We start from the raw sequence: 12,370 nt of genomic DNA, 5'->3' as shown, positions 1-12,370 counted from the left end.
GGAAAACCGATGAATAAGACTCATGTACAACTATCGCTGACATTGGATAGTGCTTTATTAATGGCCAAGGCCGCTATTAATAAAGGTAATGCATTAGGTATTAAGATTAATGTTGTGGTGGTCGATAGTGCGGGTAACCGCTTGGTGTCACTGCGTGAACCGGGGGCGCCGCTGCCATCGATGGATTATGCGGAGAAAAAAGCGTATACCGCGGTGCAGTTTAAATCCAAGACAGATCGATGGGCTGATGTGCTGGAAGGGCAGTCGGTGCTGGCCAACGGTTTAGCACAACATGACAAAGTGGCGCTGTTTGGCGGTGGCCTTCCGGCTAGACTTGATGACGTGGTGGTTGGCGCTGTTGGTGTGTCTGGAGGTAAGGTCGCTGAGGATATCGACTGTGCTGAAGCCGCCATAGCAGTGCTATTGAGCAGCTAAAGGCTGTTAGAGTCGTTGATTTATAAGCTATAGGGCTATGAGTAATCATTACGTTGATAATGTGTGGCATATGGCTTAAGTGAGACCTGCAGAGAGGTTTCGCTTATTGGTAAATGCTTGAGGTTAGGACCTCTCAGAGAGTGTTTTTGATTTGCTCTCTAACACGTTCGACTTCCCGTTTGCGCTCTTCGAGTCGAGCAATGTCGCTATTCGAGAGGTTTTTTTCTCGTAGTGCAAAGTCAATTTGACGTAGCGCTTTATCCGTCGCACCGGTCAGCAAGAAGTATTCAGAGCGGGCTTCATGGACCCCCAGAGTATTGCCGGCCAGGCCTTCCGTTTCTGCCAGTTCATACCAGATATAGCTATTGCTTGGAAATCGCCGACTGAGTTCGCTTAACACGCGGGCTGCTTTGGTAAACTGATGATTTGCACTGAGTGCTTTAGCATAACGTTGATTAACGGGGTAGCTATCGGGGTAGAGTTTATTCAATTGCTCCATCTGTCGCAGCGCATCTTGTTGTTTGCCTGCAGCGAGTGCCAGCTCGGCATAGGTCAGTCGGATATAAAGATGACGTTGTAGCGCTGACGGAAGGTTCTTCAGTGCCGTTTCAGCGGCTGTGAAATCCCGTCTTTTGAGTAATGCCAAGGCTAATCCATAGGCACTTATTTGATCGTCAGACGCACTGATGAGATAGGTTTTAATTAACTGATCGAGATTATCGGTATAGAAGACTTCAACGCGTTTTCTTAGCAGTTGATAATCGTAGTTTTGAGGCTTGTAAGCGGGCGAGGGTAGTTGACTCGCTCGATTTTCAGCATCGGCAATGCGCGACTCGGTCACGGGATGAGTGAGCAGGAACTCAGGCGTTTTTTGGCCAATAAAACGGCTGGCTCGTTGCAGCCGAGAAAACATGCGTGGCATCGCATAGGGATCGAAACCGGAATTGACCATATTCTGCATACCAATACGATCGGCTTCTTGTTCATTTCTGCGCGTGAAATTGATGCTGGCTTGTTGTCCCGCCGCCATGGATGAGGTTATACCTGCCATACCGGCTTCTGCATCGGCGGTGGCTAATAGAACGCTGGCGAGTACACCGGCTAACAATAAAGGTGTGTTGCGGCGACTTTCTTCTAATTGCTGAGCGTAATGACGCTGCGATAGGTGAGCCAGCTCGTGGGCGATAACTGAGGCAAATTCTTGTTCATCTTGAGCCCCGAGCAGCAAGCCGGCATTGATACCAACAACACCTCCAGGCACTGCAAAAGCATTTAAGACTGGGGTGTCGAGGACAATCAGTTCGAGTCGATGATCTTGAAGTTGACTATTGGCAGCGATTTTCCACAGCAAGCCATCGATATAATTAACAATCAGCGGGTCACCATATTCGGGTGCACTACCACGCAGTAAGCGAGCCCAGGTGCGACCCAGCTGAAACTCTTGTTCCAGTGAAATTGTCGCGGAACTATTGGCAATCAGTGGCAGTTCGTTGGCCTGCAGCGGTGCGATAGAGCTTAAAGACAAGAGGCTGGCGAGCAGGTATCGTATAAGTCCGGTGCGCAAATTGTTAATCCTTATGCTGAGTTTGCGTGGCAACAAAAAACAGTTTGATGTCATTGTGGATTATAATACCCCGTTTTTTGGTATATATTGCTGGCCTTTAAGGTGTATTAGGAATTTTTTCATGACTGAGCCTCTCTGGGATGCGCAACTCGATGCTTGTGGGCTAAATTGTCCGCTGCCTTTATTGAAAGCGAAACAGGCTTTACATAAGCTGGAATCGGGTAAGGTTCTCAAAGTGGTTGCCACCGATGCTGGATCACAACGAGACTTTAAGGTCTTTGTCGAGCAATCAGACCATCAGATGCTGAAATCGTTCAGCGATGGTGATCGGTATATCTATATTATTCAGCGCGGCTAAAGGGAGCACGGCGTGAGAAAAATTTTTAATAAGTGGATCGATAATTATTTCTCCAATGAAGAAGTGTTGCTGCTATTGGTGTTGTTGGCTTCTGCGTTGGGAGTCATTCTCTATCTGGGAGAGGCGCTCACGCCGGTCTTTATCAGTGTTATTTTGGCATTTTTAATGCAAGGGATGATTGTCTGGCTAAAACAGCATCAGGTGCCGCATTTTGCCTCGGTGTTGCTGGTATTTACGTTGTTTATCGGTGCCTTATTATCACTGCTGCTATTTATTATGCCCTTGGCATGGAAGCAATCAGTGAATCTGTTTAATGAATTGCCGGGGATGGTGACGCAAGCGAAAGAGGTCTTGTTATTACTGCCGCAGCAATACCCAGATATTTTTTCTGAACAACAGATTACTCAGCTGATCGATCTCGCCACGCAAGAGTTGAGAAATCTAGGGCAGATGGTGGTGACCTATTCCTTGAGCTCTATTACTGGATTAGTCGCACTGCTTATCTATGTGGTGTTGGTGCCGATTCTGGTCTTTTTCTTTTTGAAAGATGGTAATAGTTTGATCCGCTGGTGGGTCTCTTTTCTGCCACAGAAAAAGGCGATGTTGACTCAGGTTTGGACCGAAATGGATCAACAGATTGCCAATTATGTCCGCGGTAAAGTGATAGAGATCGTGATTGTCGGCTCGGTAACTTACGTCGCATTCGCTTTTTTGGGTATTAATTATGCTGCGTTGTTGGCCATTATCGTGGGGTTGTCGGTCTTAATTCCGTATATCGGTGCGGCGCTAGTCACATTGCCGGTAGCTTTGATTGGTTTTTTTCAGTGGGGCTGGACCAACGAGTTTTGGTACTTGATGCTGGCTTACGGCATCATTCAGGCACTCGATGGCAATGTATTAGTGCCGCTGTTGTTTTCCGAAGCGGTTAACCTTCATCCAGTGTCGATTATTATTGCGGTATTGATATTTGGCAGTATTTGGGGTTTTTGGGGGGTCTTCTTTGCCATCCCATTGGCGACCTTGATTAAGGCTATTTTGAATGCTTGGCCGAAAAGTCATGCTTTTATCAAAGATGATGTTGGGGCTGATGGTTAAATGATAGCGCTTGGCGAATAAAAAAACCGGCCGAGGCCGGTTTTTTTAGGCCCGATGACGGGGCTTAGCGGACCGGTTTAGTGGAGTCTAGAGTGCTTGTGCCGCGGCTAAAACCTCGGCGACATGTTGTTTAACTTTGACTTTACGCCACTCTTTACGAAGCACACCTTGGTCATCAATCAGGAAGGTGCTGCGCTCGATACCGAGGTGTTCTTTACCGTAAAGTTTTTTCAATTTGATAACGTCAAAAAGCTTGCACAAGTGTTCATCGGGATCACTAATCAGTTCGAAAGGAAATGACTGTTTGGCTTTGAAATTTTCGTGGGCGCGCATCCCATCTCGTGAAACGCCGAAAACGATGGTGTTGGCCGCTTGAAAATCACTATATAGATCGCGAAAATCTTGCCCTTCAGTGGTGCAGCCTGGGGTGCTATCTTTTGGATAGAAATAAATAACGACATTGGAACCTTTGAGCTCCGATAGCGTCACAGTGGTGTCGCTGGTGGCTGCTGCAGTAAAGTCGGTTATTGGTTGATCAATTATTGGCTGGCTCATGTATTTTCCTTAAAAATCGGTCTTAAAAGCTACGCTTATCTTATTCAGATCAGTTAGAATGATACGCTTTTTATACGATAACAGATTACACAGTTTTGGCAGCCTCTATAAACATCGTTTTTTGAATATTCAGATTACGCTAACTTGTTGAGCTGAAATGGGTTGAGCCGCAAAACGCAGGCAAGTACCATAAGCCATTCTGTATACCTCTTGATGGAGACCATGATGATTACTGGCAGCATTGTTGCTCTTGTTACCCCGATGAATTCAAACGGTGAGGTCGATTGGGACGCACTGGATAAACTGGTCGATTTTCATCTGGAAAAGGGCACTGACTCTATCGTTGCGGTCGGCACGAGTGGTGAATCAGCAACGTTGAACTGTGATGAGCATTGTCAGGTTATCAAACGGGTCGTTGATCGTGTTGCGGGTGCGATACCGGTGATTGCGGGGACGGGTGCAAACTCGACGCAGGAAGCGATTGAGCTGACTCAAGCAGCTAAAAATGTAGGCGTTGATGCCTGCTTATTGGTGACACCTTATTACAATAAGCCGACTCAAGAAGGCTTGTTTCTTCATTTTAAAACCATCGCTGAAGCGGTCGATATTCCACAGATTCTTTACAATGTGCCAGGCCGTACTGCCTGTGATATGTTGCCAGAAACTGTGTTACGACTGGCTGACATACCTAATATTATCGGTATTAAAGAAGCCACCGGTGATCTCGATCGTGCTAAAACCTTGATTGAGGCGGCGCCGAAAGAGTTTGCTATCTATTCCGGTGACGACGGCACGGCGGTTGAGCTGATGTTGCTGGGCGGTGATGGCAATATTTCGGTGACGGCGAACGTCGCGCCAGCGCAGATGGGTGAGCTTTGTCGTTTGGCGATTGCGGGTGAGGTCGATGCGGCCCGGGCGATGCAGGCATCATTAATGCCGTTACATACAGCGATGTTTGTTGAAGCGAACCCTATTCCGGTGAAATGGGCGGTGGCTGAAATGGGCTTGATCGGATTGGGTATTCGTTTACCACTGACGGTGTTGACTGAGCAGTATCATCAACAGGTGCGTGAAGCACTGCAAGCCTGCGAAATTATCTGAAACTAACGGACGAGCATAATGAGAATAATTGCCTTGTTGCCTCTGGCAGCAGCTGTGTTGAGTATTGCTGGATGTGGGTCTTACTCGAACCCGATTTACGGTGAGAATGGAATTATTAACGATCGCAGCCAAAATTACGAACAGGCGCAGGCAAGCAAGCGGCTCGAATTGCCGCCGGCTATTCAATCACGCTCAAAAGCGATGCAAGATATCTTAGATGTGCCGAATGCTGGGCAGACGGCTTCTCAGCGTAGCGGTGACTTCGAAGTGCCTCGTCCTGAGTTTTTCTATGCCGATGCGGGTAGTGGTACGGTAAATCTGAAACGTCAAGGTGATGATAAGATTCTGGTGGTTGATGAGCCTATTGCCGATGTGTGGTTACAGTTGCAGGATTTTTGGCGCTTTAATAATGTCAGTTTGGCGAAATCAGCGCCTCAAGAAGGCATCATCGAGACCGACTGGATCGATGTCGATGGTCAAGAGTTGAGTTTCGTTGATAGTATGATCAAGCGACTGACGTTCCAGGATATAGAGGGTCAGGTGAGTGATAAGCTACGTATATCGGTGCGTCCGGTGGCTGACGACTACAATCGCACGATGATTGCTATGCAGCATGTGAGAGTGCCTCAGGAGCAGAAAGATCAGCCGGTTAGCTGGGCTGATGATGCCGCCGATGTGGGCTATAAAACCGACATGATGTTTGAGATGCTACGCTATCTGAGTAAATCGACTAGCAATCAGTCCAGTATGAGTATGCTGGAGTTACGCCGTCAGCAGAATGATCAGCCGCAGATGGGGCGTGATTCGAAAGGCTATCCAGCGTTGAAGATTACCGTGCCGGTTGATCAGGCGTGGGATCAGATCACTCGAGCGATCGATAAGACTGACTTGGATATCGGTACGCGTGATCAGCAGGCGGGGGTGATCTATATGACTTACACTACCTCAACGCCGGTCGATGAGACTGAAAAAATGGGTTTCTTCGAATGGTTGCACTCGGATCGAAAAGATATCACCTTCGATACCGGCAAAGTAGGTCGAGCGCTTGGCTTTGATGATGAAGAAGAGAACAGTGGTCCTACCTATAGTTCAAAGCAATACGGTGTCGAAGATTCGTTGGATGATGGTCAGGAATACAGTGTCGATGACAAGAATGATGACGCTAACCGGAAAGGTTTTAAAATCTGGTTAGGGGGTGAGGTTCTGTATATCTTCGGTGATGATCAAGATGGCGTGTATAACGATGAGTCGGGTAAGTATGAGCATGTTGGGCAATATCAGTTGCACATGAATCGGACGGCTAGCGGTGCATTCTTGACCGTTAAAACACCGGATGGTTATTCTGCGCCGGCCTTGGTGGCTGATGAGATACTCTGGCAAATTAAAGAGAAGATCTGATCACGGTGAGATCAATGCTGATACCTAGCTGAGGTAGGTAAATCAATCCATGTTAAAAGGGCCTCTCGAATGAAGGCCTTTTTTTTTGATAGTGATGAAGGGGGGGGCGATGAAGGCTGTATTTCTAGATCTCGATAGTTTGGCTTGTGATGATCTCGACTTAACTGAGCTGCAGGCTCAGTGCGATGAGTTTATCGGCTATCCGACGACACAAAGCGCACAAGTGGCCGAACGGATCGCCACTGCTGAGGTCGTGATCGTCAATAAGGTGGTATTGGATGGTGCGATGTTAGCCAAGGCTAAGCAATTGAAACATATCTGCATTGCCGCCACGGGAACGAACAATGTCGATCTGTTGGCGGCGTCTGAGCAGGGTATTAGCGTGTCTAACTGTCAGGGCTATGGCACCGCTTCTGTGGCGCAGCATGTGATGACGTTGATGTTAGCCCTGCACACCAATCTGATCGCTTACAATCAGGCCGCGCGCGCTGGGCAGTGGGCCAGAGCGAAGCAATTTTGTCTGTTGGATTATCCGATTCAAGAGCTAAAGGGTAAGACCCTAGGCATTGTGGGCTATGGCAATCTGGGGGCTGGGGTGGCTCAGTTGGCCGGTGCTTTTGGTATGCAGGTATTGGTGGCTCAGCGTATCGGTGGTGATACGGTGGCAGGTCGCGTGGCGTTGGATGAGTTGCTGCCTCAAGTGGATGTATTGAGTCTGCATTGTCCTTTGACGGAGCAGACCCGTAATCTGATGGATGCGGCTAGGATTGCACAGATGAAAACCGGCGCCTTTCTGATTAACGCGGCTCGTGGTGGGATTGTCAATGAAGCGGATTTAGCCGATGCTTTGCGTGGTGGTAAATTAGCGGGCGCGGCGACCGATGTGTTAACCGAAGAGCCGCCGATTAATGGTAATCCGTTGCTGGCTGATGATATTCCCAACCTGATAATAACACCGCACAGCGCCTGGGGCAGTGTTGAGGCGCGGCAACGAATTGTCGAGCAGTTGACTGAAACGGTGGCAGGATTAAAACAGGGTAACTTGATTCGGGTGGTTAACTAGGCCGATAGTGATGCGGATAGTTATGCCGATCGGTGCTGCATTGAGGGAAGTATAGTCAACTGGCGCTGAGGCAGATCTCGGGCGAGCCGATTATATGTTTAGGTGGTAAAAAAGTCGGCTTAAAAAGGGCACTTTGAGGTGAACGTTAGCGCTTGATGGTTGGTCGGATGGCTAAAGCTCAGTGACTGAGCATGCAGCAGTAAACGTTCGGCGCGACGTTGTTGTGCGGGGGTGGCATAGAAGCGATCCCCCAGTATCGGGTGCCCTAGGTATTGCATATGTACCCGCAATTGATGAGAGCGCCCAGTGATCGGTGTCAGCTCGACGCGAGTGGCATCTTCTAAGTGTTCGATGATGTGCCAATATGTTTGCGCCGTTTTGCCTGCTTCATGATCAACGATTTGCAAAGGGCGGTTGTCCCAGTCGCAACGCAGAGGCTGATCGACGCAGCCTGCTGCCGTTGGTAGCTGGCCTGCCACTATCGCTTGATAAGATTTCTGCGTCTGACGCTCTTGAAACTGAATACTGAGGTGTCGATGACTCTCAGTCGTCAACCCCAGCACCATAATGCCTGAGGTCGCATAGTCGAGTCGGTGGACAATGCGAGCGGTGGGGAAGCGGCATTGTACGCGCCGCCACAGACAATCCTGTTTATGTTCGCCGCGACCCGGCACCGAAAGTAGGTCGGCGGCTTTATTGATGACCACAATCTCGCTATCGGCGAAAAGGATATCTGGTGTCTCAATCGCGGCAATCATCTTAGCGTTTAATTCCTTTGCCGCTAAACAGTTTCTTCTTGTGTGACTTCTTTTTGCCGCGCACAAATAGCGCCATCGATTCAATATGATGGGTTTGTGGGAACATGTCCATGACGAGGAACTCTTGCAGCTGATAGCCTTCGGCCGTCAAGAGTTCGCTATCGCGGGCTAAGGCGCCCGGATTGCAAGAGATATACAGCATGAGTTCGGGCCGCAGCTTACTAATTTGTGGAATCAGTGAGGCAGCGCCGCTACGAGGCGGATCAAGAATAATCTTGTTATAAGATTCTTTAAACCAGTGCAGGCCGGTTAAATCATCGGCCAGATTGCCACAGAAAAAACGACAGTTATCGAGTTGATTGGATTGCGCATTGCGCTCGGCTTGCGACACCATATTCATGCTGCCCTCGATACCGGTGACGGCTGCACCCGTGTATGCGACAGGCAGCGAAAAATTACCTAAGCCGCAAAACAGATCGAGGACGTTATCTTGCGGGCTGAGGTTGAGTAATTGACAAGCTTTGGCGACCATTTGCTGATTAATCTCAGCGTTTACTTGAATGAAATCACCGGGACGAAATTGCAGCGTTTGTTGTTGTACGCAATAGCTAACCGGCTGCGCGTCGTTATTATGCGTGTCGCTGCCAATGATTTGTTGTTGCAAGCTTAACTTATACTCAGCGGCCAGTTTAGTAAAGATGGCCAGATGGGTATCGTTTAGTGGCTTTTTCAGGCGTAAAGAGAGATAGCCGCCCTGATCACCCAGATCGATATCAAGTTGAGTGATATGTTTAATATCGCCGCTATCGCGTAAGGCGTCGCGCACACGACTAAAGATATCGCTAACCCGTTGATCCAAGACGGCACAGCTATCGATCTGGCTCAGCAGGTGGCTGCCGCGGCGACGAAAGCCGACGATCGGTTCGCCATCGGATAGTTGATTGATACCGATACGGGCGCTGCGTCTATAGTGCCAATCCGCCGCGCTTAAAGGGGCTGATAGCTGGGTGGGTTGAGTGTGGCCGATACGTTCCAATTGCTCGATCACGAGCGACTGTTTTAAGGCGAGTTGTTCGGCGTTATCGAGATGTTGTAGATCGCAACCACCGCATTGCTGATAGTGCGGGCAAGCGGGCTCGACTCGATGGCTAGAGGGCGTCAGTATGGTATCAGTATGGCCAAGATAGAATTTAGCTTTCTCTTCTGTCAGTCGTGCCGTTACCTGTTCTCCGGGTAGGGCGTTGGCGATAAAGGCCGTTTTGCCCTGATAACGTCCGATGCCTCGGCCATCGTGGCTAAGCGATTCGATATGTAGCTCTACGGCTTCGGTGGGTAGAGGCTGAGCTGGCTTGCGAGCCGGGCGCTGATGTTTGGGACGGGAACGATTCGGTTTCATGGGCTTCTCCTGACGAAGCGCGGATTCTACCAGTGACAGCTCATGAAAGCATCCGCAGAGGGCGTAAAGAGCTGCTGATGAGGCAGGATTCGATCATATGCTGGCGCAGTTTGACTGCCATGCCGGCCTTGTTGAGCTGAAATTAGCGGTTATCTAATTTTAATCCCCGTAAAGGGTTCATGCGATTGGCTTTGAGGGTATAAACTTGGCGCACACTAATTTTATAAAACAGAGCAGGTCTATGGTACAGAAGCAGCCGTCAGTAGAGCACCCTTTCGCCCCCTTTGTTCGGATTCTCGGTAAAGGGAAGCAGGGATCGCGCTCGTTGAGTCAGAGTGAAGCCCGAGAAGCGATGCAGATGATTTTAGATGGGCAGGTGGAGCCCGAGCAGCTGGGAGCCTTTCTGATGCTGCTGCGGGTTAAAGAGGAATCGCCAGAAGAGTTGGCTGGCTTTGTTGAGGCGGTTCGCGGTCGCTGTGATGCGCCGAAACAGGTGCAGGTCGATCTTGACTGGTCAACCTATGCGGGCAAAAAACGGCAGTTACCTTGGTTTATACTGGTGGCTCTGCTGTTGGCCGAAAACGGCATTCGAGTGTTTATGCATGGCGCCAAAGGGCATACGCCGGGGCGCATCTATACTGAAGACTGTTTGGCGATGTTTGGACTTCGCACCTGTAACAGTTGGGATGAGGTTGCTGCATCGTTGGATGCCACTCAATTTGCCTTTATGTCGATCGATGTGTTGAGCGCACCAATGAGCCGTATCATCAACTTGCGGCCGGTTTTAGGGTTGCGATCACCGGTGCATACCTTGTGTCGGCTGATCAACCCGCTTCATGCTCGGTATACAGTTGATGGTGTGTTTCATCCGGCATACGGGCCGATGCATCAGAAGGCGGCGCAGTTACTCGGGGTTGAAAATGGTCTGACTATCAAGGGTGATGGTGGCGAGGCGGAGGTTAAGCCGGATGATGATTGTGATCTGCAATGGACTCGTGCTGGCGACTATTCCACTGCTCAGTGGTCTCGCTATTTTCCGCGGCGTCTGGTCAAGCAGCCGCTCGAGGTTAGCGATTTGTTATCTCTGTGGCGCGGCGAAATCGTGCATGAATATGGTGAGGGAGCGGTTATCTCAACCTTGGCGGTATTGCTGAAGCTGTTACAGCAGGCGGATGACGAGCAGCGCTGTTTCGCATTAGCAGAGCAAATGTGGCAGGGGCGGAGTAAAGCTCGATATTAGAATCGCTCTGCGAGGTTAGATGAGGTGTCCGATAAGCGCAAAGCCAAGGCAGATCTTATCGGGCAGGGGTTAATCTCGCCTGAGTTTATCGGACACGGCGATGGGATTGGGGTAATTAAAAATAACGATATAAGTGGAGAGCAGGAAGGTAAGAATCGCGGTGGCTTGAATCACATGAGAGGCTTCCTGACCGATCATCGCAGACCCCGTCGCCATATAGGCGATCAAGAGAGAAAACTCACTGATCTGACCTAGTCGAAAGCCGACCTCCCAAGCCAGCTTTTTACTATCGCTGATGGTATGAAGTAAAAAGCGGAAAACCACCGGTTTGATGACTAATACCAATAGCGCCAGAATGATTGATGGGACAATGATTTGGCCGAGTAAACTAAGATTGAAACTAGCACCGATAGAAAAGAAGAACAGGATGAGAAAGAAATCCCGCAACGGTTTGAGGCTAGTCGCAATATACTGAGCGATCGGACTGGTGGCTAAACTGACGCCGGCGATAAACGCGCCGATCTCGGCCGATAAGCCCACCGCATGGGCGAGCTCTGCGAGGCCAAGACACCAGCCGATGGCTAAGAGAAAGATATATTCGTGGAATCGATCAAAGGTTCGAATGAGAGGGAGTAAAACATAGCGAACCAGCAGCAGTGCTGCGCCAATAATCAACGGTAAGGCAATGGCTGTTTTTAGAAAGGTCAATAATTGACTGGCTTCACCATCGCCGCTATTAAGCAGCAGTAATACTAAGATAGCAATGACGTCTTGGAGCAGCAGCAAGCCGACCACGAGTTCGCCAGTGTATTTATGGTGCAGTACAGTTGTCGGAAGTAGCTTGATACCGATAATAGTACTGGAAAACATTAAGGCGACACCGATGATGATCGCTTCAGTTCGAGTGAAGCCAAAGGCGACACCCACGCCATAGCCGATCGCCATGAAAATAATCGCGCTAAAAATAGCCACCAGAGTCGCTTTTTTAAGCATATGCACCAAATGGCTAGGCTGCATATCGAGCCCGAGTAAGAATAGCAGGAAGATAATGCCGACATGAGAAATATCCGACAGTAAGGCGGTATCTTGAATGTAGCTATAGCCGTAAGGCCCTAAGATCGCACCGAGAACAATATAGGCAACTAACAGCGGTTGACGGGTATACAGAGCAATAGAGGCCAATACAGCGGCACCGGTGAAAATCAGAAAAAACGAGAAAACCAAGCTTTGTTGCATCATGGCTAAGGGTGTGTCCGGTAGATTCGGGGCTGGAGAGGCCGCTGAGGCAACTGAGAAGAGGTCCGCATAGTCAGCGCTTAAGCGTTAGTTTAACTAATCTATAGGCGGATATGAACCCAGTGTTACGGTATCTGCATATAAATATCAACGCCGCAGTCGTTGCGACGC

General features: G+C 49.3%; 12 protein-coding genes. 7 read left to right on the top strand and 5 right to left on the bottom strand.

Features of this window, described 5'->3' with window-relative positions:
* Positions 1-9 precede the first annotated feature (9 nt).
* Positions 10-435 carry a heme-binding protein gene (locus Q4488_RS03995; RefSeq protein ID WP_303579171.1) on the top strand — a complete coding sequence of 142 codons (426 nt, stop codon included), beginning with the start codon at positions 10-12 and terminating at the stop codon, positions 433-435.
* A 133-nt stretch (positions 436-568) separates the two neighbouring features.
* On the opposite strand, the gene Q4488_RS03990 is transcribed toward Q4488_RS03995, so the two are convergent.
* Positions 569-1,999, bottom strand: a complete 1,431-nt coding sequence (locus Q4488_RS03990) for a M48 family metalloprotease (protein ID WP_303579170.1) — start codon at positions 1,997-1,999, stop codon at positions 569-571.
* Between the two features lie 121 nt (positions 2,000-2,120).
* On the opposite strand from Q4488_RS03990, the gene Q4488_RS03985 reads away from it, so the two are divergent.
* Positions 2,121-2,357: a sulfurtransferase TusA family protein gene (locus Q4488_RS03985; protein ID WP_303579169.1), complete on the top strand. Its 237-nt coding sequence runs from the start codon at positions 2,121-2,123 to the stop codon at positions 2,355-2,357.
* A gap of 12 nt (positions 2,358-2,369) precedes the next feature.
* The gene (locus Q4488_RS03980; RefSeq protein WP_303579168.1) at positions 2,370-3,452 is read left to right on the top strand and encodes an AI-2E family transporter; all 1,083 of its coding nucleotides are present in this window, start codon (positions 2,370-2,372) and stop codon (positions 3,450-3,452) included.
* Between the two features lie 87 nt (positions 3,453-3,539).
* On the opposite strand, the gene Q4488_RS03975 is transcribed toward Q4488_RS03980, so the two are convergent.
* Positions 3,540-4,007 (bottom strand): peroxiredoxin, encoded by a 468-nt coding sequence (locus Q4488_RS03975; RefSeq protein WP_303579167.1) that lies wholly within the window; start codon positions 4,005-4,007, stop codon positions 3,540-3,542.
* Positions 4,008-4,232: 225 nt separating this feature from the next.
* Here Q4488_RS03975 and dapA point away from each other — a divergent pair, with 225 nt between their 5' ends.
* From dapA to Q4488_RS03960, 3 genes are all read left to right on the top strand, one after another.
* Positions 4,233-5,108: a 4-hydroxy-tetrahydrodipicolinate synthase gene (dapA, locus tag Q4488_RS03970; protein ID WP_303579166.1), complete on the top strand. Its 876-nt coding sequence runs from the start codon at positions 4,233-4,235 to the stop codon at positions 5,106-5,108.
* An 18-nt stretch (positions 5,109-5,126) separates the two neighbouring features.
* On the top strand, positions 5,127-6,506 hold the full coding sequence (bamC, locus tag Q4488_RS03965; protein WP_303579164.1) for an outer membrane protein assembly factor BamC: 1,380 nt from the start codon (positions 5,127-5,129) through the stop codon (positions 6,504-6,506).
* Positions 6,507-6,615: 109 nt separating this feature from the next.
* Positions 6,616-7,569 (top strand): 2-hydroxyacid dehydrogenase, encoded by a 954-nt coding sequence (locus Q4488_RS03960; protein WP_303579163.1) that lies wholly within the window; start codon positions 6,616-6,618, stop codon positions 7,567-7,569.
* A gap of 119 nt (positions 7,570-7,688) precedes the next feature.
* On the opposite strand, the gene Q4488_RS03955 is transcribed toward Q4488_RS03960, so the two are convergent.
* Both Q4488_RS03955 and rlmD read right to left on the bottom strand, forming a co-directional pair.
* Positions 7,689-8,327, bottom strand: a complete 639-nt coding sequence (locus Q4488_RS03955) for an RluA family pseudouridine synthase (RefSeq protein ID WP_303579162.1) — start codon at positions 8,325-8,327, stop codon at positions 7,689-7,691.
* A 1-nt stretch (position 8,328) separates the two neighbouring features.
* The gene (rlmD, locus tag Q4488_RS03950) at positions 8,329-9,723 is read right to left on the bottom strand and encodes a 23S rRNA (uracil(1939)-C(5))-methyltransferase RlmD (RefSeq protein WP_303579161.1); all 1,395 of its coding nucleotides are present in this window, start codon (positions 9,721-9,723) and stop codon (positions 8,329-8,331) included.
* Positions 9,724-9,964: 241 nt separating this feature from the next.
* On the opposite strand from rlmD, the gene Q4488_RS03945 reads away from it, so the two are divergent.
* Entirely contained in the window at positions 9,965-10,963 is a 999-nt protein-coding gene (locus tag Q4488_RS03945) for a glycosyl transferase family protein (RefSeq protein ID WP_303579160.1), read from the top strand.
* A gap of 69 nt (positions 10,964-11,032) precedes the next feature.
* Here Q4488_RS03945 and Q4488_RS03940 read toward each other — a convergent pair whose 3' ends face one another.
* Positions 11,033-12,202, bottom strand: a complete 1,170-nt coding sequence (locus Q4488_RS03940) for a cation:proton antiporter (RefSeq protein ID WP_303579159.1) — start codon at positions 12,200-12,202, stop codon at positions 11,033-11,035.
* Positions 12,203-12,370: the final 168 nt, after the last annotated feature.

It is taken from the genome of Amphritea sp. 1_MG-2023, assembly GCF_030547545.1.
In the GTDB taxonomy this organism is placed as follows: domain Bacteria; phylum Pseudomonadota; class Gammaproteobacteria; order Pseudomonadales; family Balneatricaceae; genus Amphritea.
Note: the sequence above shows the minus strand (reverse complement) of the source record. Positions and strands in the feature narration are given on the sequence as shown.

Excerpts from the sequence above, each read along its gene's own strand:
- Q4488_RS03995 (WP_303579171.1), top strand. The coding sequence starts at position 10 with ATGAATAAGACTCATGTACAACTATCGCTGACATTGGATAGTGCTTTA.
- Q4488_RS03985 (WP_303579169.1), top strand. The coding sequence starts at position 2,121 with ATGACTGAGCCTCTCTGGGATGCGCAACTCGATGCTTGTGGGCTAAAT.
- Q4488_RS03975 (WP_303579167.1), bottom strand. The coding sequence starts at position 4,007 with ATGAGCCAGCCAATAATTGATCAACCAATAACCGACTTTACTGCAGCA.
- dapA (WP_303579166.1), top strand. The coding sequence starts at position 4,233 with ATGATTACTGGCAGCATTGTTGCTCTTGTTACCCCGATGAATTCAAAC.
- bamC (WP_303579164.1), top strand. The coding sequence starts at position 5,127 with ATGAGAATAATTGCCTTGTTGCCTCTGGCAGCAGCTGTGTTGAGTATT.
- Q4488_RS03960 (WP_303579163.1), top strand. The coding sequence starts at position 6,616 with ATGAAGGCTGTATTTCTAGATCTCGATAGTTTGGCTTGTGATGATCTC.
- Q4488_RS03955 (WP_303579162.1), bottom strand. The coding sequence starts at position 8,327 with ATGATTGCCGCGATTGAGACACCAGATATCCTTTTCGCCGATAGCGAG.
- rlmD (WP_303579161.1), bottom strand. The coding sequence starts at position 9,723 with ATGAAACCGAATCGTTCCCGTCCCAAACATCAGCGCCCGGCTCGCAAG.
- Q4488_RS03945 (WP_303579160.1), top strand. The coding sequence starts at position 9,965 with ATGGTACAGAAGCAGCCGTCAGTAGAGCACCCTTTCGCCCCCTTTGTT.
- Q4488_RS03940 (WP_303579159.1), bottom strand. The coding sequence starts at position 12,202 with ATGATGCAACAAAGCTTGGTTTTCTCGTTTTTTCTGATTTTCACCGGT.